Origin of the sequence: Luteibacter sp. 22Crub2.1 (genome assembly GCF_900167995.1) — a bacterium.
In the GTDB taxonomy this organism is placed as follows: Bacteria; Pseudomonadota; Gammaproteobacteria; order Xanthomonadales; family Rhodanobacteraceae; genus Luteibacter; species Luteibacter mycovicinus.
Window position 1 is genome coordinate 144,934 of sequence record NZ_FUYT01000001.1, and the last position, 26,311, is coordinate 171,244.

Genomic DNA, 26,311 nt, shown 5'->3' on the forward strand with positions numbered 1-26,311 from the left:
AACCAACCATGAGCAAGCAAGTGCAAGACGCGTACATCGTCGCCGCCACCCGCACCCCGGTGGGCAAGGCGCCGCGCGGCGTGTTCCGCAATACCCGCCCCGATGACCTGCTCGCGCATGTCATCCGCGCCGTCATCGAGCAGGCCCCGGGCATCGACCCCGCCCTGATCGCCGACGCCGTCATCGGCAACGCGATGCCGGAAGCCGAGCAAGGCATGAACGTCGCACGCATCGGCGTGCTGCTGGCCGGCCTGCCGGAGCAGGTCCCGGGCGTCACCATCAACCGCTTCTGCTCGTCCGGCGTGCAGGCCATCGCGATGGCGGCCGACCGCATCCGCCTGGGTGAGGCCGACCTGATGCTCGCCGGCGGTACCGAGTCGATGAGCATGGTGCCGATGATGGGCAACAAGATCGCCATGAATCCGGCGATCTTCGACAACGACGAAAACCGCGCCATCGCGTTCGGTATGGGCATCACGGCCGAGAAGGTCGCCGAGCGCTGGAAGGTCAGCCGCGAGGATCAGGACCGCTTCGCCCTGCAGTCGCACGAGCGTGCCTTCGCGGCGATCGCCGCCGGTGAGTTCAGGGACGAGATCACCCCGTTTCAGCTCGACGACCGCTACCCCGACCTGAAGAACCACAGCGTTCGCGAAGACCGTCGCGTCATCGACACCGACGAAGGTCCGCGCAAGGACACGACGCTGGAGGTCCTCGGCAAGCTGCGTCCGGTGTTCCGCAACGGCCAGTTCGGCGGCTCGGTCACCGCGGGCAACTCCTCGCAGATGTCCGACGGTGCCGGCGCCCTGCTCATCGCCAGCGAGAAGGCGATCAAGGACCACGGTCTGACTCCGCTTGCGCGCTTCGTCGGCTTCTCCGTCGCCGGTGTGGCGCCCGAAGTCATGGGCATCGGCCCGAAGGAAGCGATTCCCAAGGCACTCAAGCAGACCGGCATCACCCAGGATCAGCTCGACTGGATCGAACTGAACGAGGCCTTCGCGGCGCAGGCGCTCGCGGTCATCCGCGATCTCGGCCTCGATCCGTCGAAGGTCAATCCGCTGGGCGGCGCCATCGCGCTGGGCCACCCGCTGGGCGCTACCGGCGCCATCCGCGCCGCCACGCTGATCCACGGCCTGCGCCGCCGGAAACAGAAATACGGCATGGTGACGATGTGCATCGGCACGGGCATGGGTGCCGCCGGCATCTTCGAATCGCTGTGAGGTGAGCCGGTGTCCGGCGGGGATCAGGCCAGCCTGGCCCCGTTCGGCACCGCCCGCTCCGTCGTCGTGATCACCACACCCTCATCGGTATGAAATCCGGTCAACAGGAACTGTGACCGGAACGGCCCGATCTGCTTCTCGGGGAAATTGATCACCCCGACGATCTGCTTGCCCACCAGCTCCTCGGCCGCATAGATCGTGGCGACCTGCGCACTGGTCTTTCGTTCGCCGTGCGGACCGAAGTCCGCCCAGATCTTGTAGGCCGGGCGCCGAGCCTCGGGAAAGGCCTCCGCGCGCACGATGGTGCCTGCGACAAGCATGACTTTTTCGAAGTCGGCCCAGCTGATTTCCTCGCTCATGTCACCCTTCCAGTCGCGACTTGAACCAGTCGCGGAATTCGTGATTCCAGTACGTCCCCTGAGCCGCAAGATAACCGAACGGGCGATGCACGGGATCGAGACCGAAGTCCGCGTAGGCCGCGAGGGACGTGTCTCCGCCGGCGATCGCATCGGCCAGCGCTTCGCCCGCCGCGCAGGTTGGTGCCAGCCCATGGCCTCCGAATGCCTGTGCGTACCAGAGTCCGTTGCCGTGAGTGCCGACCTGGGGCATCTCATGGCGTGCATAGCTCATCAGGCCCGACCAGGCTTTCTCGATCCGCGCATCTTTCAGGGACGGGAAGACGCGTGCCAGATCGCGCCTGAGCAATCGCTGCACGGCGCGCGGCGACCGGTCGCGCACCGAGATGCGACCGCCCCAGAGCAGCCGCGTGTCCGTCAGGGGACGGTAATAATCGAAGGCGAAGCGTGTGTCGTAGATCGCCGCGCGCGTCCGCAGGCACGCACCCAGGCTTTCGCCCAGCGGCTCCGTCACCATCACATACGTCGCAATGGGAAGCACGGCGCGGTCTATGTCGCGATCCAGCCCGGCCAGATAGCCGCCGCAGGCCAGGACGACGTTCGGCGTTTCGATTTCCGCATCGCCCACGCGCAGCGTCCAGCGTGGTCCGCGACGCTCGAGCATGCGCACCCGCGATCCCTCGTGGATGAGGACTCCTGCGCTCTCGGCGGAGCGCGCCAGCCCGCGCGCATACGCCAGCGGGTCGATGTGCAGGGCGTTCCGCTCGTACAGACCATCGTGATAGCGAGCGCTGCGAACGAACTCGTGCATGGCGTTCGCGGGGATCCACTGCCAGTCGGCCCCGTACTCCCGCGCGAGCAGTTCCTGGCGCGAACGCAGCAGCCCGGCATCGCGGAACCAGTTCGCCCAGACCACCCCGGCGTCGACCATGTCGCAGTCGATGGCGAGGGTGGAGATGCGCTCGCGAATGAGGTTCACGGCATCCACCGTGCGGCCGTAGAGCTGTCTTGCACGGCCGGGGCCGGCACGTTCCAGCAGCGCGCGCTCACCCAGTGAGTAACCGGCGAAGACGAAGCCGCCGTTGCGGCCGGACGCGCCGAAGCCGATGGTCTCGGCATCGAGCAGCACGATGTCGCGCACGCCCCGTGCGGCGAGACCGAGGACGGTATTCAGCCCGGCGAAGCCGCCGCCAACGACCACGACGGCCGCCTCGCGCCTGCCTTGCGGCGGCGGCCGGCGTTCGGGTGTGGGGACCCGGTCGTGGTACCACGACGGCATGGGTGGCGATCCGGTGATGAAAGAGCGCAGTTGTACGACAGTGCGGGCCACGACGGGAAGTACCCGAAGACACCGGAGTATGATCCGGTGACTTCTCATACGACGCCCGGCCATGAGTCTGCTCCCCCCGATCGACCTTCAGCGATGGATCGACGACAACCGCGCGCTGCTCAAGCCGCCTGTCGGCAACAAATGCATCGTCGATGGCGATTTCATCATCATGATCGTCGGTGGCCCGAACGCGCGCACCGATTATCACTACGACGAGGGCCCGGAGTTCTTCTACCAGCTCGAAGGCGAGATGGTCCTGAAGGTGCAGGACGAAGGTCGGGCACGGGACATACCGATCCGTGCCGGTGAGGTCTTCTACCTGCCCGCCCGAGTCCCGCATTCACCGCAACGCATGGCCAATTCGGTAGGCCTCGTCGTCGAGCGGCGACGGCTGGCGGGTGAACGGGACGGATTGATGTGGTTCTGCGAAAACTGCAACCACAAGCTGTTCGAGACCTATTTCCCGCTGGACAGCATCGAGAACGACTTCCCGCCCGTCTTCGAGCGCTTCTACCGGTCGGTCGAGGCGCGCACGTGCACCGAGTGCGGCACCCTGCATCCGGCGCCGGCAAGATACCAGGACTGAGGCACCGCGCTACGACATCAGCGTATCGCGCATGACGAGCCACTTCGCCGCCATGCGTCGCAAGGACACATCCGCTTCCGGATCCGCCGCGATATCGGCGACCGGACGCCACGCCAGCGCGAGTGCTTCCTCGTTGACGACGAACGTCTCGTCGCCGCGCGCGACCACCACGTAACGCACGTCATGGTGCCAGTGCTCCGGCTCGTGTCCCCGTGCGGGGATGCGATGGGTATCGACGTCGAAGATGACGGGATGAACCTCGAGATCCCGCAGTCCGGTCTCTTCCCGCGCTTCGCGAAGGGCGACCTCGGCCAGGTCGGGATCGCCATCGGCATGACCGCCCGGCTGAAGCCAGCGGCCGAGCTTGCGATGCAGCATGAGCAGAACGCGCTCGCCGTCGCCGCTGACCAGCCATGCGGAGCCGGTGAAGTGGCCAGCCAGCGTTTCGCGATGGAACGGCTGCTCGCTGTCGCGCAACCAGGCGACACATCGCTCCACATCCGGTTCGGCCGGCCATCGCTCGCCATAGTGACGAAATGCATCGAGCAAGGCGTGGCGTTCGGCGTGCATGCGGGCGCTTCTGTGACGTCGGGCTGAGCATTCTCGCACGACATTTTAGGACTAATCCGATGTTTTTCACCGGGCGTGGCCGCCTAGGATGGGTCCATGCGCACGACGCGCATGGCAGTTCAGCCCAGCAAGGAATCGCAGCATGCGCTACATCCCCAACGTCACCGCCCTCGTTCTCGCCCTGACGATACCCGCAGCCTTCGCCGCACAGGCGTCTTCGGAGCAGGAATCGCCCCGCTTCACCGGCCCGCTCGTGACGCCCGCCGTCAACACGATGCCGATGGGAATGCTCAACATCGAGCCTTACCTCATCCATACGAATACGCGTGGCAGCTACGACAACACGGGCCACCGCCGCGAGCAGCATCCGATGTACCGCCAATGGCAGGTCGCCGTACCCATGACGTACGCCCTGACCGACAGCAGCGCGGTCCAGCTCACACTGAACGCCTCACGCACGTCCGGCGGCGGACGGCATACCGACGGTCTTCGCATGGGCGACTCCGTACTGCGCGTGCAACAGCGCCTCATCGCTCCCGCCGCCGACGGCACCGGCCTGGTGCTGGCCCTGGCGGTGGCGCAGCGCTTCGTCACCGGCACATACCAGCGGCTGGACACCAATCCGCTGAATGCCACAGGCAACGGCGCCGCGCGAACCACGCTGAGCCTCGGCGCGCAGCAGCTGCACTGGCTGGCGAACCAGCACGCCCTGCGCTGGCGCGGGCAACTCGCCTGGAGCCCGTCGCCGGGGCACGTCAAGGTACACGACAGCAGCGTTTATGGCACCGCCGAAGGATTTCGCGGCCGGGCACGCGTCGGGCAGGCCTGGAACGCGACCCTTGCCGCTGAATATGTCCTCGACACGCGCTGGGGCCTGGTCGGCGAAGCGATCTGGAACCGCGCGAGTGCGGTGTCCGTCAGCGGTCGGTCGCACCACGGGCAGACGACCCGCCACCGTGTCGTAGCATCCCATGACATCAGCCTTGCCCCGGCGGTGGAGTACCACTTCAGCCCCACGGTGGGGCTCATCGCGGGCGTCCAGTTCACCGTCGCGGGCCGCAACGCCGGCGACTACGTGGCACCGCAGGCCGCGCTGAACATGGTTTTCTGAGAAAGCAGCACCGCGCCATGCACAACCGCCGTAAGTCATGCTCGACATCCGCACCCTGTCCGTGCAGGGCCTTGGCACGCCCCGCATCGCAGCTTGTACGGCCAATGCCCGCTGGGCTATGGTGCCGTGCCAGCGCTTTAAGACAGCGGCGTGTCCACCGTGAGTCACGCGGCGGTCCCAATAATAAAAGGCTACATTCCGGTAGTAGGGGAGACACATGTTGAAACACCTGTTCGCGACGCATCCGATCGAGGCCGCGCCGCACGTAGACGCCGGTGAGCACATCAGCACCAGCGCCCACGGAAATAACGAGCTGAAGCGCGTACTCACCGCGAAGCACCTCATCCTTCTCGGTGTCGGCGCCGTCATCGGTGCAGGTATTTTCGTCATCACCGGCCAGGCCGCCGCGCTTCACGCGGGTCCCGCACTGGTCATCAGCTTCCTTATCGCCGGTTTCGCCTGCGCCCTCGCAGGTCTCTGCTACGCCGAATTCGCGGCCATGCTCCCGGTCTCGGGCAGCGCCTACTCCTATTCCTACGCCACGCTCGGCGAGTACGTCGCCTGGTTCGTTGGCTGGAATCTCGTCCTCGAATACCTGTTCGCCGCCGCGACGGTCGCCGCGGGCTGGTCAGGCTATTTCAACGAACTGCTCGGCATGGTCGGCCAGTTCACCGGCAGCAATCTCGCCCTGCCCGCCGCGCTCGCGTCGGCGCCGTACCAGTTCGTCGAGGGGCACATCCAGGCGACCGGCACCCTGGTCAACCTCCCCGCCGTCTGCATCATCGCCGCGCTGTCGGGCCTGTGCTACGTCGGTATCACGCAGTCGGCCTTCGTCAACTCGATCATCGTGGCGATCAAGGTCACCGTGATCCTGCTGTTCCTCGCTTTCGCCATCCAGGTGATCAACCCGGCCAACTGGCATCCGTTCATCCCGGAAGCGGAAGGCCCGGGTACCTACGGCTGGGGCGGCATCTTCCGCGCCGCGACCATCGTGTTCTTCTCCTACGTCGGCTTCGATGCGGTCTCCACCGCCGCCGGCGAAGCGAAGAACCCGCAGCGCGACATGCCCATCGGCATTCTCGGCTCGCTCGCCATCTGCACGGTGCTGTACATCGCCGTCGCGCTGGTCCTGACCGGTATCGCCCCGTTCCGCATGCTCAACACGCCGGAGCCGGTCGCCACCGCGCTTGGTCTGTATCCGCATCTGTCCTGGCTGAAAGCGCTGGTCATCCTCGGTGCGATCACCGGCCTGTCGTCGGTCATCCTCGTGATGCTCATGGGCCTGCCGCGCATCTTCTTCTCGATGGCGAAAGACGGCCTGCTTCCGCAGACCATGGCCAAGGTGCACCCGAAGTTCCGCACGCCGTACATCGGTACGATCATCGTGGGCGTCGCCGCGGCCGCCATGGCCGGCCTGTTCCCCGTCAGCGTGCTCGGTGAGCTCGTCTCCATGGGTACCCTGCTCGCCTTCGCCACCGTCTGCATCGGCGTGCTGATCCTGCGCTACACCCGTCCGGAGCTGAAGCGCAGCTTCCGCGTTCCGTTCGTCTGGCCGATCTGCATCATCGGCGCCCTGGCTTGCGTCTACCTGTTCTGGCAGGCATTTGAAGAACACTGGCGGCTGATGTGCGGCTGGATCGTCATCGGCCAGCTGATCTACTTCGGCTACGGTTACGCACACAGCAAGTTGCGCAAGTCGCTCTCCTGATCGACACGCTCACGTGACAAGGCCGGCGGGCTCCCGCCGGCCTTTCCGTTTGCGGCTATTCTCTCAACGTCTTTTCTTTCCGGGCCGCCCATGCTCAAGCAGTTACTCGCCAAGAAAGCCCCCCAGGCTGAACCCGACGACGCGCACGGCCCCGCCCTGCGCCGCACCCTTGGCCCCTGGGGTTTGACCGCGCTGGGCATCGGCGCGGTCATCGGCGGCGGCATCTTCGTCATTACCGGCGTCGCCGCGGCGGAGCACGCAGGTCCGGCGATCATCATCTCCTTCATCCTCGCGGCCATCTGCAGCACGTTCACCGCGCTGTGCTATGCCGAGTTCGCCTCGATGATTCCCGTTTCCGGCAGTGCGTACTCCTACGCGTACGCCACCCTCGGCGAAGGTGCCGCCTGGTTCATCGGCTGGAACCTCGTCCTCGAATACGGCGTCTCGGCGTCCGCCGTCGCCGTCAGCTGGACGGGCTATTTCGTCAGCTTGCTCGACCATGTCGGCATTCACATCCCGACCGCCCTGACCAACGCACCGCTCGATTACGTCGATGGCCATCTGGTCACCACCGGCGCCCTGTTCAATCTTCCGGCCGTGGGCATCGTGCTGGCGCTGACCTGGCTCTGCTACGTCGGCATCCGCGAATCCGCCGGCATCAATATGGCGATGGTGCTGCTGAAGACCGCCCTGATCATTACCGTGATCGTGGTCGGCGCACAGCACATCGATACCGCCAACTGGCACCCGTTCATCCCTGAGAACCAGGGAGAGAACAAGTACGGCTGGTCCGGCATCCTGCGTGGCGCCTCGATGGTGTTCTTCGCCTACATCGGCTTCGAGGCGACCTCGACGGCGGCGCAGGAATCCAGGAACCCGCAGCGCGACATGCCTATCAGCACCCTGGCCTCGCTCGGCATCTGCACAGTGCTGTACATCGCGATGGCCGCCGTGCTCACCGGACTCGTCCCGTTTACCGAGCTCGGTACGTCCGAGCCGGTCGTCACGGCCATCCGCAACCATCCGGAGCTCGGCTGGCTGCGCGGCGTGGTCGAGGTGGGCGCCCTCATCGGCTTGTCCTCGGTGGTGCTGGTCATGGTCATCGCCCAGCCACGCATCTTCATGATCATGGGTCGCGACGGGCTGCTGCCGAAGGTGTTCACCACCGTGCACCCGAAGTACCGCACGCCGCACCTCAACACGGTGATCACGGGCGTCGGTATCGCGCTGCTCGCCGCCGTGTTCCCACTGAACGTCCTCGGCGACCTGACCTCGATGGGCACGCTCATCGCCTTCTGTGCCGTGTGTGGCGGCGTCCTGATCCTGCGTCTCACCGCACCGGAGCTCCCGCGCACTTTCCGTGTGCCCTGGGTCTGGTTCACCTGCCTCGCCGGCATCGCGAGCTGTATCGCGCTGCTGTTCTACATGAGCTGGTACAACTGGGCGCTGATGGGCGCATGGACTGTGATCGGCATGGCCATCTATGGCGCCTACGGGTATCGCCACAGCCGGCTCAAGCACGGTCCGGCGCGCATGTAAGCCGCTAACGAAAATCTTACAGAAAGTATTAGGTTTTCGTTATAAGACCTTGTTTTGCGACGAGATAGGCAGAAATTCGCCCGTCATTTAACTGCCATTGGCAGCCTGCGGCGGGAGGGGAGTATGATCCTCAGTCCGCGGGTAAATCACTTGGCAGTGGGCCCCGGATTGCCGCCCAGCGCGTCAGGCGGGTCAGCTCCTCGGCCTGACGCGCTTGGGCTGCATTTTTGCGATTCCCATGATGTCATGGGCTGGAAAGGCCGGCTGCGGAGCTGGCCTTTTTCTTTGGCTGAGCCCGGCGAAGCGGTTCGTCGCGTCCACTACAAAAAAAGCGCCCGAAGGCGCTTTTCCCTTTTCCACCGTCAGGCCGGCATCACATCATCGCGGCGTGCGATACGCACCAGCCCTTGGCGGCCACGGCCTTGCCGGGGAACAGCTGGCATGGGCCCCATGCGGCGCCGGCCTTGCCGCTGTAGAAGTTGCAGTTCATGCAGGCGTCCTTCGGATCCTTCTTGCCAACGGCCTTGCTGCCGTCCTCGACGTATTTCAGCGCCGACGCCGTCGGGTCGCTCGTGGCGAGGTGCGGCAGGTCCTGCGCGTTCGCGAAACGCGGCACCGTCCCGAGGACCGCCGCGGCGGCCACGCCGCCAGCGGCGGCCTTGAGGAAGCGGCGGCGCCCCTCCATGTTCTTATCGTCTTGCGACATTGGTTAACCTCCGTCGATAAAGCAAACCGCGGGCCAGATGGCTCGCACCCAGTTGAAGCGTACGCGATTTGCCAAAATAGCAGTGGTTCGCATTCCGCTCCGCGACGTCTGGTCGCAGCAGACCGGAAAAAAAGTCCGCCTCGGCGTGCGTGATACACTTCATACCCGTTTGGACGTCCAAATCCCCATGTCGAAGACCCTGTCCCACCTCGATCCCGTCCTGCTCGCCGAGCGCGCCGACGCCATCGCCGACGCGGCACGCGAGCTTGCGGCCTTCGGCTGGACCCCGGCGACCAGCAGCAACTTCTCGATGCGGATCGACGACGAGCTCGCCGCCATAACGATTTCCGGCCGCGACAAGGGTCGGCTGGGGCGCGACGACATCATGGTCGTCGACATGGATGGCAAGGCCGTCGGCTCGGACAACCGCCCCTCCGCGGAGACCGGACTGCATACCCAGGTGTATCGCCGTTTCCCTGAAGCCAACGTCGTGCTGCACACGCATTCGCGAACGCAGAGCGTCTGCTCGCGCCTGTTTGCCGACGAGGGCCGTGTGCGCCTCGAAGGCTGGGAGCTGCAGAAGGCCATCACGGGCTACACCACGCATGAAAGCGTGCTCGACATCCCCGTTTTCCCCAATACCCAGCACATGCCCGAACTCGAAGCCCGTGTGGACGCCTGGATCGACTCCGGCAAGCCGTTGCATGCCTACCTGATCAACGGGCATGGCATCTACACGTGGGGCCGGGACATGGCCGAGACGCGCCGTCACCTCGAGGCACTCGAATTTCTGCTGGGCTGCGAACTCGATCTGAGGAGGCTAACCCGATGAGCCGTTTGCGCATCTACGAAGACAACAAGCACGAAGCGCCGGTCGCGGTGCTCGAGAATCATGCCGACATCGCCGCGGCGCTCCATGCGGTAGGCGTGCGCTTCGAGCAGTGGGAAGCAGGCCAGCCGATCGCCCCGGGTGCGACGCAGGACGAAGTCATTGCCGCCTACCGCGCCGACATCGACCGGCTGATGGCGGAGAACGGCTATCGGTCGGTCGACGTTATCAGCCTCAAGCCCGATCACCCCGATCGTGCCGCGTTCCGCCAGAAGTTCCTCAACGAGCACACGCACAGCGAGGACGAAGTACGCTTCTTCGTCGCGGGTGCCGGTCAGTTCACGCTGCATCTCGACGGCAAGGTCTACGAGGTGCTTTGCGAAAAGGGCGACCTGATCGGCGTACCGGATGGCACGCCTCACTGGTTCGACATGAGCGAGTCGCCCTACTTCGTGGCTATTCGCCTGTTCACCAACACCGAGGGCTGGGTGGCGAACTTCACCGGAACGGATATCGCGGAGCGCTTCCCGCGCATGAACCCGCACGCGTCCGCCGGGCAGACCAGCGAAGCCTGAGTCCTGCCCGCGCCAGGCTTCGGCCGGGGCGCACGACGGCTCTCACCACCTCGCGGATGACCTCCGCGAGGTGGTGGCCGGGGACGGATACCCCGCCTTAGCCGGCAAGCCTGTTCACGTTCCGCGACCTCCCGTGACGCCCGGCCATTCCGCCGGCCCTGGTCGTCGTTTATCCTGCATGGTCTCCCCGCACCGCAGGCTTCCCCCGCATGTCCGATATCCGCGCCGTCCTCACCGACATCGAAGGCACCACCAGCTCGATCGACTTCGTCAAGGACGTGCTGTTCCCGTATGCCCGTCAGCACCTGCCGGCCTACGTGGAAACGCATACGGACGAACCCGAGGTACAGCACTGGCTGCACGAAGCCGCCAAAGAGGCCGGCATCGTCGAGGCGACACGGGGTGAGATCATCGACCTGCTGATTCGCTGGATCGACGAAGACCGCAAGTCCACGGCCCTGAAGGCGCTGCAGGGCATGATCTGGCGTGAAGGTTACGAGTCGGGTGTTTACACCTCCCACATGTATCCCGAAGTGGCGGCACGCCTGCGGGCCTGGCATCAGCAGGGGCTCTCGCTCTACGTGTATTCGTCAGGTTCGGTGCCCGCGCAGAAGCTTCTGTTCGGGTTCACGGAAAACGGCGATCTCACTCCGCTCTTCTCCGGCTACTTCGATACGCAGACGGGTCACAAGCGTGACACGGAGTCGTACCGGAAGATCGCCGAAGCGATCGGCCTGGAACCTGCGCAGGTTCTGTTCCTTTCCGACATCCGCGAAGAACTCGACGCCGCCCGCGATGCCGGCATGCGCACCACCCACCTCATCCGTCCGCCGCTTCCGCTGGTGGACGCCGGCCACCCCGCCGTGACGGATTTCGATGCCATCATTCCTTGATCCGCGCCGACGCACGGCGATCTGCGTGCTGGCCGCGTTCGCGGTCGGCGTGCTGGGGACCGTAGGCGTCCTTCGTTTCGGGCCTGCTCCCGTGACGACGCGACCCGTCGCCGCTGTCTCCGCGCGCGGGGTTGCGCCGGCGCCCGTTGCGACGACCGCCGGGCCGGCCAGGCCGGCAAGCACGTCCGCTCCTGCGACAGCGACAGCGACAGCGACAGCGACAGCGAACGACGATACCGACGACGATCAGCCCGTCGAGCTCGACGCGAGCGCATGGCCAGACGATGCTCCCACGCCAGAGCAGGTTTTCTCCGCACAGCCCGATCGGGTCAGGGCATCGCTGGCCAGGCTGGCGAAGCGTCGACCGGGGAAGACCAACGTCTACGCCATCGCTTTCGCGGGCGACGGCTCCGAGGACGTGTTCCGCAACGAGGCCGAATACCTGGATCGCCTGATGACGACGCGGTTCGCCAGCCCGGGGCATACGCTGGTGCTGGAGAACAATCCGGCAACGCTGTCGACCTACCCACTCGCCAGCTGGACCAACCTCGAGGCCGCCCTGACCGGTCTGTCGAAGGTGATGGACCCGAAGGAAGACGTGTTGCTGCTCTATGTCGCGACCCACGGCGGCAGCGACCACTCCCTGCTCGTGGATATGGACCCGATTCCGCTGGATCAGCTCGACGTCGACGACCTTGCCGATATCTTCGCCAGGCACCCGTTCCGCTGGAAGGTCGTGGTGGTCAACGCGTGCTACTCCGGCGGCTTCGTCCCGAAGCTGCGCGGCGAAGGCACCCTGGTCATGACCTCGGCGCGCACCGACCGCACCTCGTTCGGCTGCGGCGCCGACTCGGACATCACCTACTTCGGCCGTGCCTGGCTCACCGACGGACTGAATGCCACCAGCGATTTCGTGGAAGCCTTCGGTAAGGCGAAGACGGAGATCGCGGCGTGGGAAAAAAAGGATTCGCTCGAGGCGTCGGAGCCGCAGATCGACGTCGGTGAGGGCATCGAAGAAAAGCTGGCAGCGTGGCGGAAGGGCCTCAAGGCGGGGCCGGTAGTTCCGTTCAGCGCAAGGTAGGAGCGCGCCCCGCGCGCGGCCGGGGCGCGCCCCGCGCGCGGTAGGAGCGCGCCCGCGCGCGGTAGGAGCGCGCCCCGCGCGCGAAAAGCCAACGAAGCGCCGACGCCGAACCCCATCGCGCGCAAAGCGCGCTCCTACATCCAGTCAGACCGACACGTCCAGAGAAAACCGATCCGCGTCCATCCACGCAGGAAACCGCTCGCGGTGCGCCTGCAACGGCTTTGGATCGAGCACAAGGGTGACCACCTGCTCCTGCGGCCCCAGTTCGATCAATGGCTCGCCCACCGGATCGATGATCGCGCTGTCGCCGGCGTACGGATGGTCGTTACCGTCCACACCGACGCGATTCACGCCGATTACGTAGGCCAGGTTCTCGATCGCCCGTGCACGCAGCAAGGTGCGCCACGGCTGACGACGCGGCGCCGGCCAGTTCGCGACGAACAGCGCGAGGTCGTAATCCATGCCGCCCGCGGCTGCCTCACGACGACCGTTGCGCAGCCACACCGGAAAGCGCAGGTCGTAGCAGACCTGCGGAAGAATACGCCACCCCTTGAGTTCCACGATCAGGCGCTCGTTACCGCCACCGTAGCGCGTGTGCTCGCCCGCCATGCGGAACAGGTGTCGCTTGTCGTAGTAAGCCAGCGAGCCGTCAGGCGACGCCCAGATCAGCCGGTTGAAGACCGTCTCGCCTTCGCGGATCACCAGACTGCCGGTGACCGTGGCATTCACCTCGCCGGCCAGCGAGCGCATCCACGCGACGCTCGCGCCGTCCATGGTCTCGGCATTGCCGAGCGTATCGTTGGTGAAGCCCGACAGGAAGGTTTCCGGCAGGACGAAGAGGTCGCTCCGCGCGGCGCCGCGTACCAGGGCGCCGTAATACTCGCGGTTAGCCGCGGCGTCGTGCCAGCGGGTCGCACCCTGGACAAGCGTGACGGTCAGAGTTTGCACAGCAGCTCCGCGGCGGCTTCCATGGTGGCGTCGTTCTTCGCGAAGCACAGCCGGACCAGCCGCGTGTCCGGGGCGCTTTCGTAGAACGGGCTCAGCGGAATGGCGGCGACACCGCCCTCGCGCACGAGCCATTCACTGAAATTAATGTCGTCGAGATCGCGGATCGCGCTGTAATCGACCAGCTGGAAGTATCCGCCCGGCACGTCCAGCAGCTTCAGTCGCGACGGTGCGAGCAACTCGCGAAAACGATCGCGCTTGGCCTGATAGAAGGCCGGAAGCTCGAGGTAATGCTCAGGCGTGGACTCGAGGAACTCCGCAAACGCCTGCTGCGCCGGATTGAAGGTGCAGAAGGTCAGGTACTGGTGCACCTTGCGGAACTCGGCGGTCAGCGCCTTCGGCGCGATGGCATAGCCGACCTTCCAGCCGGTGCAGTGATATGTCTTGCCGAACGACGACACGACGATGCTCCGCGTGGCGAGTTCCGCATGGCGCAGCACGCTCTGATGCTCGGCGCCATCGAACACGATGTGCTCGTAGACCTCATCGGACAGCACCACGATGCCGGAGTCGAGCACGATGGACGCGAGCTCGTCGAGATCGGCGCGAGAGAGCACCGCACCCGACGGGTTATGCGGCGAATTGATCAGGATCATGCGCGTCTTCGGCGTGATCGCATCGCGAACCCGCTGCCAGTCGATACCGAAGGACGGCAACGTCAGCGGAATATGCACCGCCGTCGCGCCCTGCAGTTCGATGGCCGGCTCGTAGCTGTCGTAGCACGGATCGAAGACGATGACCTCGTCACCGGCGCGCACGACGGCGGCGATGGCCGAGAACAGCGCTTCGGTGGCACCGGAGGTGACCGTGACTTCCGTATCGGGACTGACGCGGTGGCCGTAGAGTCGCTCGGTCTTCAGGGCGATCTGCTCGCGCAGCTTCGGGATACCGACGCCCGGCGCATACTGATTTTTGCCCTCGGCCATGGCGCGCGTGACCGCGTCGCGCAGTGCCTCCGGTGGCTCGAAATCGGGAAAACCCTGCCCCAGATTCACCGCCTTATGTTCCAGCGCGAGCTGGCTCATGACACTGAAAATCGTCGTACCGACCTTGGGAAGCTTGGTTTCGAGCTGCATTGAACGCCCTTATTCGTTTGGACGGCCAAATGCCGCCGAATGATCCGATCCTAACATGCGCGCCATCTGCAGCGCCCCTGCCTGGGCGGGATTGCCCGCCACCGTCTCGCATTCCTTATGGAAGTCCGAGCGAGCCTTGGGCAGGCGTTCGGCGAGGAAGTCGACGAAACTGCGGATCGCCGGCAGCAGGCCACGCCGGCTCGGGTAGACGAAGTGCAACGTGCCCTGCGCGGTGGTGTAATCCGGAAGCACCCATTCCAGCTGACCGTTGGCGATCAGCGGCCCGCAATACTCCTCGGGCAGCAAGGCCACACCGCAGCATTGGACGGCGGCGGCGATCAGCACCGAAAAATCGCCGCTGACCAGACGCGGCTTTACTTCGACAGCGGCCTTCTTGCCGCTGGCATCGACCATCTCCCACACCTGCGCACCCTCGTGCTCGAACATGGACAGCGCCGGCACCTGGGCGAGATCGTCCAGCGTCTTCGGCCGGCCGTAGCTGTCGAGAAACTTCGGACTCGCCACGAGCAGGCTGCGCGCATAGCCGATGCTGCGAAGGACCAGCGTGGCGTCGCTGTCCAGCTTTTCGCGCACGCGGATCGCCACGTCGAAGCCCTCACCGATCAGGTCGACCCGGCGATTGGTCGCGGTAACGCGGACCTGGACCTTGGGGTGCTCGAGCAGAAAAGCCGGCAGCATCGGGCCCAGTACGTTCTGGGCAAGGGAGATCGGGCAGCTGACGCGGACCACGCCACGGGGTTCCGTGCGCAGTTCGTCCACCGCATCCTGTGCGGCGCGGGCCTCTTCGAGGACGGCGCGGCAGTGCTGGTAGAAGCGTTCGCCGATCTCGGTGACGACGAAGCGGCGCGTGGTGCGCTGTAACAGCCGGACTCCCAGACGGTCTTCGAGCTGGGCGATCCGCTTGCTGAGGCGCGACTTGGGGATACCCAGGGCCCGCCCCGCCGCCGAAAAACCCCCGTGCTCCACCACCGAGGCGAAGAAATAGAGGTCGTTGAGGTCCTGCAGCGCGCCTTCCATCGGGGAGTCCGTCGTTTCTCGTTTAGAACAATCAGTCTACCTCACGCCGACTAATCAAGGCATTGTGCGCAGGGTAACTTGTCGGCATACCGCCACGGCGGCCCCTGTCGAGGAATCTGTCCATGAAACTCCTGCATATCGATGCCAGCGCGCTGGGCGCCCACTCGGTCTCCCGCGGCCTGACCGCGGCGATCGTCGCCGAATTCGTCGCCAACCATCCCGGTGTCGAAGTCACCTATCGCGACGTCCACGCCGAACCGCTGCCGCACTGGGCTTTGCCGTCCGGCGAAAACGATCCGCAGGCCGCCGAAGGCGCCAGGGTGATGGAGGAGTTCCTGGCCGCCGACGTCGTGGTCGTCGGCGCGCCGATGTACAACTTCTCCATCAGCAGCTCGCTCAAGGCCTGGATCGATCGCATCACGGTCGCCGGCAAGACCTTCCGTTACACGGCGACGGGGCCCGAAGGCCTGGCCGGCGGCAAGCGAGTCATCGTGGCGTCCTCGCGCGGCGGCATCTACAGCCCTGGCAGCCCTGCGGCGGCCATGGATTTTCAGGAGCCTTACCTGAAGGCGTTGTTCGGCTTCCTCGGCGTGACGGATCTCGAGTTCGTCCGCGCGGAAGGCATCGCCATGGGCGACGATCACAAGACCCAGGCGATCGGCGGCGCGATGGCCGGCATCGGCGGCCTGCTGCGCAAGGCCGCCTGATAGCATCGCGGTACCTTGCTTCCGGGTAACAAAAAGGCCGCGCATCGCAGGATGCGCGGCCTTTCTGTCAGGAGCCCTGCTTACCGGGCTTGTCGTTGGGCATGTTCTGCGACTCTTTAGGATGCCCCTCGCCGGGAACCGAGGGGGTGCCGTTCGATGGCTTCGGATTGTCCTCGCGGTAACCGGGTGTCGGTTGCTTACTGTCGTTGCTCATTGTCGGTACCTCCGGATCGGTGGCGCTGCTGACACGCGGCGTGCCCACATTCGCAGCCGGCGCCTCCCATTTGGCTTTCGGACGCCATGCGGCAACTCTCGCTGCAGAAGTCCCTGGACACCGGCACATGGCAGTTACAGCCGGCGTGATCGCAGGGTTTCGTGGCTTCGTTCATGACGCGAACTCCTCACCGCATGGTTGATCGTCATCGAGCCTGCGCGGCCCGGCGTCTATTTTTTGTAATCGGCCAGCGAAGCCGCCAATGCGTCCTTCTCCGCCCAGCCATGCGCCTCGATCAGCAGGCCGCTGAGGCTGCGTACGTCCTGCAGGTTGTGATCGGCGACGCGGACCAGGTCCGTCGATGCGCCCCCACGCAGGTAGGAGAGCCACGCACGCGGTGCTTCAGACCCCGGCAGGTCGTCTTCGCGGACGATGCGCAACAGCCGGCGCTCGGCCGTCTGCATCTTGCAGTTCTCCCAGTCCTGCCGGTAGCGCCGTCGCATCGGGTGCAGCAGGTCGACATGCGTCAGGCCGGACAAGGGATTCGCGAGGCGGGCAAGCCGGTAACGCGTGGCGAGCAAGGGTGCGTCGTACGACTTGCCGTTGTAGCTGACGAGTACCGTATGCGGATCGATCCACTCGGAGAACGCCTTCAGCATCGCCGTCTCCGCGGCCATGGTCGTGATGTAGAGCTGACGCACACGCAGCGCGCCGTCGTGCCAGTCGGCGGCGCCGATCATGAAAGCGCGTGTACCCGTTCCGCCGGCCAGGCCCGTGGTTTCCGTGTCGAAGTGCAGCAGATGCTCGCGTCGCGCCGTGGCGAGACGCGCGAAGGTCAGGTCGAACTCGGCAGGCGGTTCGGACGAGGCGAAACGCTGCTCGAGAAGACGGAGGCCGGGGGACAGCTCATCGCCGGGAACGTCACGGGTGTACGAGCGTAAAGGAGCGCGCGGCTGGCTGACGCGCTCGCGTACGCCGGCCATGCGGCGCAGCGCGGCCAGATCGATACCGGGGCGAGGTGCTTTCGCCGGCAGGGTCGGCTCCCGGCGGGCCGTCTGACCCGATGGCCCGGACGAAGCATCCGCGGCGGAGCGGCTTCTGGCGGGGGCCGATCCTGTCGGCGATGGCCCGGATTCGCGAATGCCCGCCTGCTTCCTCAGCGCCCGCAGCCGCGCAGCCAGATCACTCATGCATCGCCACCGATCCGCGCATCCGCCCCCAGCAACCTCAGCACACGAGCCGTCAGCGCACGTGGCGTGTTTTCCCCACGCGCTTCGTCCGCCGCCAGTACGGGTCCGACACAGGCGGGACAGCCCGCTTTGCACTCGCAGCCTTCAACGGTCGCCAGCGCATGCCGGAGCAGCTCCGACGAGCGATGGAACAACGGCTCGCTGAGGCCGACGCCGCCGGGAAAGTTGTCGTACAGATAGACGGTGGGCAGGAACCGCTCGAGCGCGTCCGGCAGCGCGATGCCTCCATCAGGCGCATGGATCTGCCCGCGACCGGAGGAATCCACCTGCGCGGACCATCCACCGTCACCTGAACCGACGGCTTTCTGCAGGTCGCGCGCCTCCGCCATGACCGCGACGATGGCCGAGGTATGCAACGCATACGCCGCACCCAGAAATCCATCCAGGGCGTGCTGACGCGAACGGAACGCTTCGTCCAGCACCGTCTGCGGCAACTGCCACCACACCGCGGTGGAATGCAGTTCCTGATCGGGCAGGTTCACCGGACCGTAGCCGATGTTCTCGTGCGTGTAGTAACGAATCTTCTTGTAACCCGATACCCGGCGCACCACGTGCACCTCACCGTGACGGGCGCTGCCCTGCCCCGCCTTGCTGCCGTCGAAACACTCCAGCTCCTTGAGCTTGGTGTAGTCGATGGCGTCGGTGTAGTAGTCGACCCTCGTCCGCGTGCAGTACGCCTTGCGCCCTTCCCAGTCGAGCTTCTCGACCTGGTAGGGCACCGACTGGATCATGTGGATCGCACCCTCGTAGAGCGTCAGAGCGGCGGCGGAATAGTCGACCTCGGCAATGATCGTCTGGCGACCCTCCGTCCGGTCGACGACGACGAAATTGCCGTCCGCGACCGAGCGCAGGCTCACCGCGTTCGCCGGGTAGGAGTCGGCGATCCATTCCCAGCGGTCACCCTCGCGATGCAGCACCTCCGACTCGGCGAGCACCGTGAGATAGGGCTCCGCGTCATCGGGACCGAAGGTATCCCCGGCGAGAAAAGGCAGCTCGAACGCGGCGCAACGGATGTGGTCGAGCAGGATGAGCGGCTGGTCCGGCTGGATGCGTGCGTGCTCGGGCGTCGCTTCGGTCAGGAAGGCCGGGTGCCGCATGAGGTACTGGTCCAGCGGCGCACTGGTCGCGACGAGCACGCCCAGAGACGGCTGCTGGCGGCGCCCGGCACGACCGAAGCGCTGCCAGGTCGCCGCGATGGAACCCGGATACCCGTTGAGGACGACGGCGTCGAGGCTGCCGATGTCGACACCCAGTTCGAGCGCGGAGGTCGACACGATGCCATCCACATCGCCGGCTCGCATCGCGCGCTCGACTTCACGCCGCTCGGTCGGGAGATAGCCGCCCCGGTAGGCGCGGATGCGGGCGGGCTTGCGGGTGTCGTGATCGAAGACGTCCTTCAGATACTTGGTCAGCACCTCGACCATCAGGCGTGACTGGGCGAACACCAGCGTTTTCATTTTCGCCTTGATGGCGACGCGGGCGATCAGGTTGGTCTGCGAGCGCGCCGACGCCCGCAGGCCCAGGTCCGGATTGATCACCGGCGGATTCCAGAGCAGCACGTGCTTGTCACCACTGGGCGCACCGCTGGACGAGATGGTGACCACCTCGTCCTCGATCAGCGCCTGCGCGTGCTCCGTGGCGTTGCCGATGGTGGCCGAGCAGAGGACGAACTGCGGCGTGACACCGTAGAAGGCGCAGATCCGCTTCAGCCGGCGCAGCACGTTGGCCAGATGCGAGCCGAACACGCCCCGGTACGTGTGGATCTCATCGATCACCACGTAACGCAGATTCTCGAAAAACTGCGCCCACTTGGTGTGATGCGGGAGGATCGCCTGGTGGAGCATGTCGGGATTGCTGACCACTACGTCGCCATGCAGGCGGATGGCCTGCCTCGCGTCGCCCGGCGTGTCGCCGTCGAAGGTAAACGCCTTGACGCCCAGGTCGCCCGCCCGGTTGATGTCGAGCAGTTCGGCGACCTGGTCCTGCGCCAGCGCCTTGGTCGGGAAGAGATATAACGCCTTGCCGCCGGTCTCCAGAACCGAGGAAATCACCGGCAAGGTGTAGCAGAGCGTCTTGCCCGATGCGGTCGGCGTGGCCACGAGCACGTTACGCCCGGCACGCGCGGCCTCCCAGGCTTCCTGCTGGTGGCTGTAGAGGCGTTCGATGCCCCGGACGGTGAGTGCTCTCGAGAGTCCGTCGGGCAGGTCGGCAGGCAAGGGGACGAAACTCCCCTCCCGTCCGAACACGGTGAACGCCGTGGCGACCCGGTCGCCGTACTTGTCGGTAAGGCGACTGGCGAGCGTACGCCCATCGTGGCTCGTGGCGAGCACCGAATCGGCTTCGTCGGTACGTCGGGATTGAAGGTAGGCGGCCATGAGGGCATCCGGACAGGGAGGCGCCTCTTATCGCTTTCCGCGATCTCATATCCTGAGACGGAGGAAAGAAAAGCCCTCAGACGGGACCAGCGCCCTCCACCTCAGCCGCCTGCCACCGTCCGGACTCATCCTCGATCTTGATGTCGACCTGCTGGCCCGACTGCGCACGCAACGCCGCAGTCAGGCTCACCGCGTGGCGCAGCGCGTCTTCGCGCGTCGGGTACTGGCCGACCAGCTCGGCATTTCGACGCAGGATCCAGGGACCCCGCGTGGACGCATTGAATGGGACGTAGAGGGTGGTGTGCTGCAAGGTCGGCTCCGCCTGAAGGGGCCGGAGGCCCATGCGGCGAAGCTAGGCGGACAGCCGTCGTGGCCGCGTTATGGCGGAGTCGCCGGAACAGTCACGTCACTGCGTCAATGCGCCACGCGAGGCATTGAGCCAGTCGGCGTGCCTGACGCCCCGCTCCATCGCGGCATCGACGGCGACGCGCTCGTCGTCGAACTCGTCCAGGAGGGTGATCATCACGAAATCGCGGGGGCCCGCGCTCACGGCGGGCTCCACGATGTAGGCGGCTTTCCAGACGCCGGCCAGGGTTCGCAGGGTGCGGACCTCCACGGAATACTGACCCACGGTACGTCGATGCACGGAACACCCCCTTGCCGATGTCGCGGCGACGTGATGATTCTTGCGCCTCCGCGACGGCAATGGCAAGCGTTATGCCTTAGGCGGAGCCTGCACGCCGAGTCCCCGACCGCTGGCCGGAATCGAGAAGTTCTTCGTTTCGCCCTGCCCCACACTGGCGTCGACGTCGACGCGATCGGCCGAACACGACCCGTGCGGAAGAAGGCTCAGCTTCCGCGTACCGGAGGGCACGCGAAGCACCAGCTGCTCGCCGATCTCCATATCCGCCACAGCCTTGTCGTCGAGATAGATGGCGCTCGAGCACCCGGCGCCCCAGAGGCCCTGGTCGCGCACGATATTCAGCGTGGCATCGCCGTCCGCCGGAGACTGATTGGCGAATACCGTGCTGGACGGAACGTCGTGAATACCGACGTGGCGCTCGTTCTGGGTCGCGCAGCCGGAGATGAGCACGACGCTGGCGAGCCCGGCAATGAAGAAATGGCGCATGGAGAGAGCCTCGTTGATGAATGTGAAGAGCATTGGTTTCGTGACGTCGACGCTCGGTGAACGGGCGCCGTCCACTGACGGATCGTGCACATCCGACGCCGAACAATCGCGCGCCCCTATCGCTCACTATCATCGTCCAGGAGAAATACCTCAATGGCCAGCCGCGACTGGATCGACATCGACTCGTTTGAGGCCGTGGACGATACCGAGCAATTCGACCGCCCCGAGATCCCGCGCGTGGAAGCCGTTCTTTCCGGCGCTCCCGAGCGCGAGTGGCAGCAGTTCTTCCTCGTGCGCGCCCGGGAGCTGGAACAGACCCACCCCGGCTTGCGTATGGAGATCCTGGCCGACCGCCTGGGCTTCCACACGCGGGCCGCGTCGGCCGAGGAGACCTGTCGCCTTGTCCACGCGACCGTGCAGGGCACGAACCAGGACTTCGCGGCTCAGAAGGTGGCGGAGGAAAAGCGGATTGCCGACCGGAACGACGAAGTCCGCGACCTGATGGCGCGGATGAAAACGATCAACGCCAACTGGCCGCCCGACGCGTCGCAAAGCTGACTCTCCCGCGCGGCGCGCGCGCGGGATAGAATCGCGCCATGAATGACTTCGCCAGCCAGCCAGCTCTGGTGTTCGACCGTGCCGCCATGGTCGCCGAGACCGTGGCCATGGTTCTCAGCGACGCGGGCTACGACGCACGCGGCGTCGTGACGTACCGGGCGGCGAAGCAGGCCTTCAATGAGATGGACGACCTGGCCTTGCTGGTCATCCATGCCGATACGCCAGGCGAAAGACGCGGAAGCGTCCTTTTGCAGGCGACGCTGCGCGAACGCCCCTCCACCGCCATCGTCGTCATTTCCAGCCGGCTCCCACAGGACCTCGCGCCGTTTCCGCGCACAGCCGTCTTTCTGGAAAAGCCCTTCGACCGTGCCCAGTTGCTCGACGCCGTGGATCGCGCGCGCAACGCCCGTCCGGTCGCCTGAGCCTTACTCCTCCATCCCGATGAGCTTTTCGATGTCGTCGATGGCGAACCGGCGCGCGGCGCGCTGCCGCTCACGGCGGCCCATGGCCTGGCAGGCGGGGCCCAGCGGTCGCGCCCGACGGAGCCGCCCGTCCCTGCTTATCCGATAACCTTCGGTGTCGTACTCCACGAGGTAAGTAGCCTGCTGGCCCAGCGTGCGCTGATAACGGACCGATTCCATAGTTCCTCCGATCGACGTTCGTCACCCCCGGTCGTCGATCGAAGCAGCATAAACATCAAGATCACGAGAAATCGGTAGGCTCATTGACATGTGCGGACGCTATGCCACCTTCGGCCCTGCCAGCCTGTCACGACAGGGTCGCGACGTACTGGAGCGGCTCGAGCTCGATCTGACCAGCGAAATCAACCAGCGCGACGACCGGTTCAATATCGCTCCCACCCAGCGAGCACTGATCGTCACCGCCGGCGATGGCCGCGCCGACATCGGACCCGGTCGCTGGGGGCTCATACCCTCATGGGCCCGGGACGCTTCGATCGGTGCGAAGACGATCAACGCCAGGCGTGAAGGCCTTGCCGAAAAACCTGCGTTCCGTGCGGCGGTCAGACGGCGTCGCTGCCTGGTGCCCGCCTCCGGTTATTACGAGTGGACCGGCGAAAAAGGCAGCAAGCAGCCGTACTTCATCCAGGCCGCCGATGGCGAGCTGCTTCTGTTCGCGGGGCTATGGGAAGTGTGGCGGGGACCGGATGGCGAGCCGCTACGCAGCTTCACCATCGTGACCGGCGAGCCGGGCAAGGTCACGGGCGACGTGCACGATCGTCAGCCCGTCATGCTGGCACCGGAGGCGTGGGAGGACTGGCTCTTCGCGCCCCTCGAACCGGCACTTGAAGCCCTCGGCTCGGCGGCCGGGCAGGACCTCGTCTTTCATCCGGTCGGCAAGCGCGTCGGCTCACCGAAAAACGATGGGCCCGAACTGGTCGAGCCCATCGTCATCTGATGCCTGGCGACCGCGCTTACAGGCAGGAGATGGCCTCTTCGCGATAGCGGCCGTCGTAATCGCCGCCCTTCACCTTCTGAATTTCGTACATCACTACCTGGGCACCCGCACCGCTTGCGGTCACATCAAGGCGCTCATGCTTGCCGTTGTCGTTCGCGGTGACACGGCCCTCGTCGTCCTTGGCGTTACCCTTCGCGTCCTTGGTGAGTGCCTGCCACTTCGGTTCGACGCACTGCACATAGGCCGTGACACTCTTGCCCGTCTTGCTGCTGAGCTTGGGCAGGGTATCGGTCATGCCGCTGGTGGCGCAGCCGGCCAGGACGACACAGGCAGCGATCGCAAGAACGTGTTTCATGCTCGATTCCACGGTTAGGGTCCGGGAATTCTAGCGCGACCAGGGAGGGAGGATCAGATCCCGGCGCGCGCGACGGTGTTGGCTTCCACCTTGGCAAGCTGGCCGTTGCTGCATTTCAGGTAATGGGAAGAGGCCAGCCAGCGTTGGTCGGGGTAGTACGAAAAGACCATCTGACCACCCTTCAGCGCGTCGATCAGCTTGTGTGCGATGGCCGTGCGAACGGCGGGACAACCCCAGCTGCGACCGATACGACCGGCGACTTTCGCCATCGCCTCATTCACATAGGCGGCGCCATGAATCACGATGGCCCGCGCGAGTGCCTGATCGTTGACGCCGGGCTCCAGGCCCGACATGCGCAGGGAATACCCGTTCTTCCCCATGTACGTATCCGACGTACGGAAGAGGCCGATGCTGGATGCGAGGCTTTCGGGCGCATTGGAGAATTTCGTGGCGTTGGCGTCGCCACTGTTCTTGCCGTGCGCGACCAGTTCGTGAAACAGCAGCTTCCTGTTCACCGTATCGAACACCCAGAGGCGCGGCTGCGACGACGGCTTCGAGTAATCGATCACCGCCAGGCGATCCGACGGCGCCCCGCCCTGTGTCTGCGCACACTCCGCCGCCTTGACCGCGAGACTGATCACCTTCGGATCGGCGGAGGGAGCGAGATGAGCCAGAGCTTCACCGAGGGAGTCGGCGGCTTGGGCCTGCGCGGGAAGAAGAAACAGTGCGCCAAGGAGTGGCGCCGACGCCAGAAGCGTCCGAAACGATCGAATCATGCGACCAGCCGGATGAAGTACGACGGGCCATCCTAACGCGCTGATCATTTATTGACCACAAAGCCGTCACATCTCTGCCATTCATATATGTGAAATGCTTTAAGTAAAGCCCGCCGTTCCACCGGAAGCGATAGATAATGACTATGGAAGCCAGATTTCGCAGCGCCGCACTCCTCGCGTGGTCGCTTTTTCCGCTCGCCGCCGCGGCGGGCCCGCAGGTGCATCCGGCGACGGCGGCATCGGCCGCGTCGCCGCCGCCCGTCGTCGCGCCCGACCCCGCGACGGCGGCATCCACCCCTGCTCCGCCAGCCATCGACGATCCCGTCGCCCAGGCCATTTACGCACGCGTCCAGCAGATGGCGCCGATCCAGGGCAGCCCGATTTCGCGACAGGACGCCGCGCTCGGTAAGGCACTCGCCGACTTCTACATGCAGCGCCACTACACCGCGGCATGGACGGACGACAGCAATGTCCAGCAACTGCTCGGGGGCCTCGCCTCGGTCGACGCCGACGGGCTTCTTCCCGAGGATTACCACCTCAGCGAGCTGAAGGCGCTTGCCGAATCCCCCGACCGCGCCAGCGCCACGCCCGAGAAGAAGGCCGACTTCGACATGGCCGCGAGCAGCGCTTACATCACCGCGCTCGTGCAGCTGGCCCGCGGCAAGGTCGACCCCGTCCGGCTCGATCCGACCTGGAACTTCGATGCCGCCGCCATCGATCCTCAACAGGGTATGTCGATGCTGCAGACATCGGTCGATGAGCGCAGTGTCGACCAGGCATTCGCCATGGCGAGGCCGCAAAACCCGCTCTACGCCAAACTGCGCGATGCACTGGCGCAGCTGCGAACCACCGCCGCGCAGGGCGGATGGCCCGGCGTCCCCGAGGGCCCGACGCTCAAGCCCGGCATGAAGGACGCCCGCGTCGAAGCCTTGCGCGCCCGCATGGTGGCTGGCGGCTATCTCGATCCGACGCTCGCCCATGGACACCACTTCGACAACGCGCTGGCGGACGCGGTCAAACGCTTTCAGGCCGACCAGTATCTCGATGCCGATGGCAGTGTGGGCGCCGGCACGCAGGCCTCGCTCAACGTCCCCGTGCAGGACCGTATCGGTCAGGTCCGCGCCAATCTCGAGCGCGCACGCTGGCTGCTGCATTCACTGCAGGGTACATTCGTCGTCGTCGATGTGGCCGGCTACAAGATCAGCTTCTACCGCGACGGAAATCCCGTATGGAAGTCGCGTGTGCAGGTCGGCAAGCCCTATCGAAGCACGCCGATCTTCCGGTCGCAGATCACGTACGTCACGTTCAACCCGACGTGGACCGTGCCACCCACGATCCTGAAGAACGACGTGCTCCCCAAGATCCGCAGCAACCCGTCGTACCTCGCCAACAACCGTATCCGCGTGCTCGACAGTGCCGGCAACGTGGTGGCGGCATCCAGCGTCAACTGGGCCAACCCGCGCGGGATCACACTGCGGCAGGACGCCGGCCCGGGCAACTCGCTGGGACAGGTGGTGATCCGGTTCCCGAACTCCTTCGCGGTGTACCTGCACGACACGCCGCACCAGGAGCTGTTCTCCAGGGCCAAGCGCGACACGAGTTCCGGCTGCATCCGCGTCGAGCATCCTCTCGACCTGGTCGAGCTGCTGTTCAACGATCCGGACAAGTTCAGCCGTCAGGCGATCGACGAGCGCATCGCGACGAAGAAGACGCAGAACGTCACCTTGCCCACCGCGGTGCCCGTGCTTCTTGCCTATTGGACCGTGGACATCGCCGACGACGGCAAGCTCAGCTACAAGCCCGACATCTACGATCGCGACGGGCCGCTGGTCGCCGCACTGGACAAGCCGCAACCGCTACGTGCGCCCTGAGCCGGGAGTGCATCCGCATCGTGTCGGACCGGAACGCGCC

30 protein-coding genes are annotated in these 26,311 nt (G+C 65.5%); 14 read left to right on the forward strand and 16 right to left on the reverse strand.

Annotated elements, in window-relative coordinates:
- Positions 1-8 precede the first annotated feature (8 nt).
- Positions 9-1,217 (forward strand): acetyl-CoA C-acyltransferase, encoded by a 1,209-nt coding sequence (locus B5X73_RS00615; protein WP_043694133.1) that lies wholly within the window; start codon positions 9-11, stop codon positions 1,215-1,217.
- Positions 1,218-1,240: 23 nt separating this feature from the next.
- Here the strand turns inward: B5X73_RS00615 and B5X73_RS00620 are convergent, their stop codons facing one another.
- Positions 1,241-1,576: a tRNA-binding protein gene (locus tag B5X73_RS00620; RefSeq protein WP_079519919.1), complete on the reverse strand. Its 336-nt coding sequence runs from the start codon at positions 1,574-1,576 to the stop codon at positions 1,241-1,243.
- A gap of 1 nt (position 1,577) precedes the next feature.
- Complete coding sequence (locus B5X73_RS00625; protein WP_343124633.1) at positions 1,578-2,903, reverse strand: NAD(P)/FAD-dependent oxidoreductase; 1,326 nt, start codon at positions 2,901-2,903, stop codon at positions 1,578-1,580.
- Between the two features lie 61 nt (positions 2,904-2,964).
- Between B5X73_RS00625 and B5X73_RS00630 the strand changes: the two genes are divergently transcribed.
- On the forward strand, positions 2,965-3,489 hold the full coding sequence (locus tag B5X73_RS00630) for a 3-hydroxyanthranilate 3,4-dioxygenase (RefSeq protein WP_079519923.1): 525 nt from the start codon (positions 2,965-2,967) through the stop codon (positions 3,487-3,489).
- Between the two features lie 9 nt (positions 3,490-3,498).
- Here B5X73_RS00630 and B5X73_RS00635 read toward each other — a convergent pair whose 3' ends face one another.
- The gene (locus B5X73_RS00635; RefSeq protein WP_052191261.1) at positions 3,499-4,059 is read right to left on the reverse strand and encodes an NUDIX hydrolase; all 561 of its coding nucleotides are present in this window, start codon (positions 4,057-4,059) and stop codon (positions 3,499-3,501) included.
- Positions 4,060-4,201: 142 nt separating this feature from the next.
- Here B5X73_RS00635 and B5X73_RS00640 point away from each other — a divergent pair, with 142 nt between their 5' ends.
- From B5X73_RS00640 to B5X73_RS00650, 3 genes are all read left to right on the forward strand, one after another.
- Positions 4,202-5,170 carry a hypothetical protein gene (locus B5X73_RS00640; protein ID WP_079519925.1) on the forward strand — a complete coding sequence of 323 codons (969 nt, stop codon included), beginning with the start codon at positions 4,202-4,204 and terminating at the stop codon, positions 5,168-5,170.
- Between the two features lie 217 nt (positions 5,171-5,387).
- Positions 5,388-6,878, forward strand: coding sequence for an amino acid permease (locus B5X73_RS00645; protein WP_079519927.1), 1,491 nt, complete (start codon positions 5,388-5,390; stop codon positions 6,876-6,878).
- Positions 6,879-6,968: 90 nt separating this feature from the next.
- Positions 6,969-8,417 (forward strand): amino acid permease, encoded by a 1,449-nt coding sequence (locus B5X73_RS00650; RefSeq protein WP_079519929.1) that lies wholly within the window; start codon positions 6,969-6,971, stop codon positions 8,415-8,417.
- Between the two features lie 373 nt (positions 8,418-8,790).
- On the opposite strand, the gene B5X73_RS00655 is transcribed toward B5X73_RS00650, so the two are convergent.
- Complete coding sequence (locus B5X73_RS00655; RefSeq protein WP_079519930.1) at positions 8,791-9,123, reverse strand: high-potential iron-sulfur protein; 333 nt, start codon at positions 9,121-9,123, stop codon at positions 8,791-8,793.
- Between the two features lie 187 nt (positions 9,124-9,310).
- On the opposite strand from B5X73_RS00655, the gene B5X73_RS00660 reads away from it, so the two are divergent.
- The 4 genes from B5X73_RS00660 to B5X73_RS00675 all read left to right on the forward strand — a co-directional run bounded on the left by B5X73_RS00660 (position 9,311) and on the right by B5X73_RS00675 (position 12,501).
- Positions 9,311-9,955, forward strand: a complete 645-nt coding sequence (locus B5X73_RS00660) for a methylthioribulose 1-phosphate dehydratase (protein ID WP_079520335.1) — start codon at positions 9,311-9,313, stop codon at positions 9,953-9,955.
- Positions 9,952-10,527: a 1,2-dihydroxy-3-keto-5-methylthiopentene dioxygenase gene (locus B5X73_RS00665; protein ID WP_079519931.1), complete on the forward strand. Its 576-nt coding sequence runs from the start codon at positions 9,952-9,954 to the stop codon at positions 10,525-10,527. Before B5X73_RS00660 ends, B5X73_RS00665 begins: the two co-directional genes overlap by 4 nt.
- A gap of 209 nt (positions 10,528-10,736) precedes the next feature.
- The gene (mtnC, locus tag B5X73_RS00670) at positions 10,737-11,420 is read left to right on the forward strand and encodes an acireductone synthase (RefSeq protein ID WP_079519933.1); all 684 of its coding nucleotides are present in this window, start codon (positions 10,737-10,739) and stop codon (positions 11,418-11,420) included.
- A complete protein-coding gene (locus B5X73_RS00675; RefSeq protein WP_079519935.1) occupies positions 11,404-12,501 on the forward strand; it encodes a C13 family peptidase in 1,098 nt (365 codons plus the stop codon). Before mtnC ends, B5X73_RS00675 begins: the two co-directional genes overlap by 17 nt.
- A gap of 144 nt (positions 12,502-12,645) precedes the next feature.
- Here the strand turns inward: B5X73_RS00675 and B5X73_RS00680 are convergent, their stop codons facing one another.
- From B5X73_RS00680 to B5X73_RS00690, 3 genes are read right to left on the reverse strand one after another with little or no spacing between them, the layout of a single operon-like run.
- A complete protein-coding gene (locus B5X73_RS00680; protein ID WP_079519937.1) occupies positions 12,646-13,449 on the reverse strand; it encodes an amidohydrolase in 804 nt (267 codons plus the stop codon).
- Positions 13,437-14,582 (reverse strand): pyridoxal phosphate-dependent aminotransferase, encoded by a 1,146-nt coding sequence (locus B5X73_RS00685; RefSeq protein ID WP_079519939.1) that lies wholly within the window; start codon positions 14,580-14,582, stop codon positions 13,437-13,439. Before B5X73_RS00685 ends, B5X73_RS00680 begins: the two co-directional genes overlap by 13 nt.
- Before the next feature lie 9 nt (positions 14,583-14,591).
- Positions 14,592-15,620 carry a LysR substrate-binding domain-containing protein gene (locus tag B5X73_RS00690; protein ID WP_079519941.1) on the reverse strand — a complete coding sequence of 343 codons (1,029 nt, stop codon included), beginning with the start codon at positions 15,618-15,620 and terminating at the stop codon, positions 14,592-14,594.
- A gap of 122 nt (positions 15,621-15,742) precedes the next feature.
- Here B5X73_RS00690 and B5X73_RS00695 point away from each other — a divergent pair, with 122 nt between their 5' ends.
- The gene (locus B5X73_RS00695; protein WP_079519943.1) at positions 15,743-16,327 is read left to right on the forward strand and encodes an FMN-dependent NADH-azoreductase; all 585 of its coding nucleotides are present in this window, start codon (positions 15,743-15,745) and stop codon (positions 16,325-16,327) included.
- Between the two features lie 67 nt (positions 16,328-16,394).
- On the opposite strand, the gene B5X73_RS20845 is transcribed toward B5X73_RS00695, so the two are convergent.
- The 6 genes from B5X73_RS20845 to B5X73_RS00720 form a co-directional block, all read right to left on the reverse strand.
- Complete coding sequence (locus B5X73_RS20845) at positions 16,395-16,541, reverse strand: hypothetical protein (RefSeq protein WP_176167669.1); 147 nt, start codon at positions 16,539-16,541, stop codon at positions 16,395-16,397.
- A gap of 230 nt (positions 16,542-16,771) precedes the next feature.
- Positions 16,772-17,731, reverse strand: coding sequence for a ribonuclease H-like domain-containing protein (locus tag B5X73_RS00700; RefSeq protein WP_079519945.1), 960 nt, complete (start codon positions 17,729-17,731; stop codon positions 16,772-16,774).
- Positions 17,728-20,166, reverse strand: a complete 2,439-nt coding sequence (locus B5X73_RS00705; RefSeq protein ID WP_079519947.1) for a DEAD/DEAH box helicase — start codon at positions 20,164-20,166, stop codon at positions 17,728-17,730. The genes B5X73_RS00700 and B5X73_RS00705 overlap by 4 nt, the downstream gene beginning before the upstream one ends.
- 76 nt (positions 20,167-20,242) lie before the next feature.
- On the reverse strand, positions 20,243-20,476 hold the full coding sequence (locus tag B5X73_RS00710) for a hypothetical protein (RefSeq protein ID WP_139382604.1): 234 nt from the start codon (positions 20,474-20,476) through the stop codon (positions 20,243-20,245).
- A 96-nt stretch (positions 20,477-20,572) separates the two neighbouring features.
- Entirely contained in the window at positions 20,573-20,812 is a 240-nt protein-coding gene (locus B5X73_RS00715; RefSeq protein ID WP_079519951.1) for a hypothetical protein, read from the reverse strand.
- Positions 20,813-20,881: 69 nt separating this feature from the next.
- Entirely contained in the window at positions 20,882-21,295 is a 414-nt protein-coding gene (locus tag B5X73_RS00720; RefSeq protein WP_139382605.1) for a hypothetical protein, read from the reverse strand.
- A gap of 153 nt (positions 21,296-21,448) precedes the next feature.
- On the opposite strand from B5X73_RS00720, the gene B5X73_RS00725 reads away from it, so the two are divergent.
- Together B5X73_RS00725 and B5X73_RS00730 are read left to right on the forward strand one after the other, a co-directional pair.
- On the forward strand, positions 21,449-21,853 hold the full coding sequence (locus tag B5X73_RS00725; protein WP_079519955.1) for a hypothetical protein: 405 nt from the start codon (positions 21,449-21,451) through the stop codon (positions 21,851-21,853).
- 38 nt (positions 21,854-21,891) lie between these two features.
- On the forward strand, positions 21,892-22,275 hold the full coding sequence (locus B5X73_RS00730; protein WP_079519957.1) for a DNA-binding transcriptional response regulator: 384 nt from the start codon (positions 21,892-21,894) through the stop codon (positions 22,273-22,275).
- A gap of 3 nt (positions 22,276-22,278) precedes the next feature.
- Here B5X73_RS00730 and B5X73_RS00735 read toward each other — a convergent pair whose 3' ends face one another.
- Positions 22,279-22,494: a hypothetical protein gene (locus tag B5X73_RS00735; RefSeq protein ID WP_079519959.1), complete on the reverse strand. Its 216-nt coding sequence runs from the start codon at positions 22,492-22,494 to the stop codon at positions 22,279-22,281.
- An 88-nt stretch (positions 22,495-22,582) separates the two neighbouring features.
- Between B5X73_RS00735 and B5X73_RS00740 the strand changes: the two genes are divergently transcribed.
- Positions 22,583-23,269 (forward strand): SOS response-associated peptidase, encoded by a 687-nt coding sequence (locus B5X73_RS00740; protein WP_079519961.1) that lies wholly within the window; start codon positions 22,583-22,585, stop codon positions 23,267-23,269.
- Between the two features lie 16 nt (positions 23,270-23,285).
- Here the strand turns inward: B5X73_RS00740 and B5X73_RS00745 are convergent, their stop codons facing one another.
- A complete protein-coding gene (locus B5X73_RS00745; RefSeq protein ID WP_079519963.1) occupies positions 23,286-23,624 on the reverse strand; it encodes a hypothetical protein in 339 nt (112 codons plus the stop codon).
- Between the two features lie 53 nt (positions 23,625-23,677).
- Positions 23,678-24,400, reverse strand: coding sequence for a murein L,D-transpeptidase catalytic domain family protein (locus B5X73_RS00750; protein WP_079519965.1), 723 nt, complete (start codon positions 24,398-24,400; stop codon positions 23,678-23,680).
- Between the two features lie 143 nt (positions 24,401-24,543).
- On the opposite strand from B5X73_RS00750, the gene B5X73_RS00755 reads away from it, so the two are divergent.
- Complete coding sequence (locus B5X73_RS00755) at positions 24,544-26,271, forward strand: L,D-transpeptidase family protein (RefSeq protein ID WP_176167670.1); 1,728 nt, start codon at positions 24,544-24,546, stop codon at positions 26,269-26,271.
- Positions 26,272-26,311: the final 40 nt, after the last annotated feature.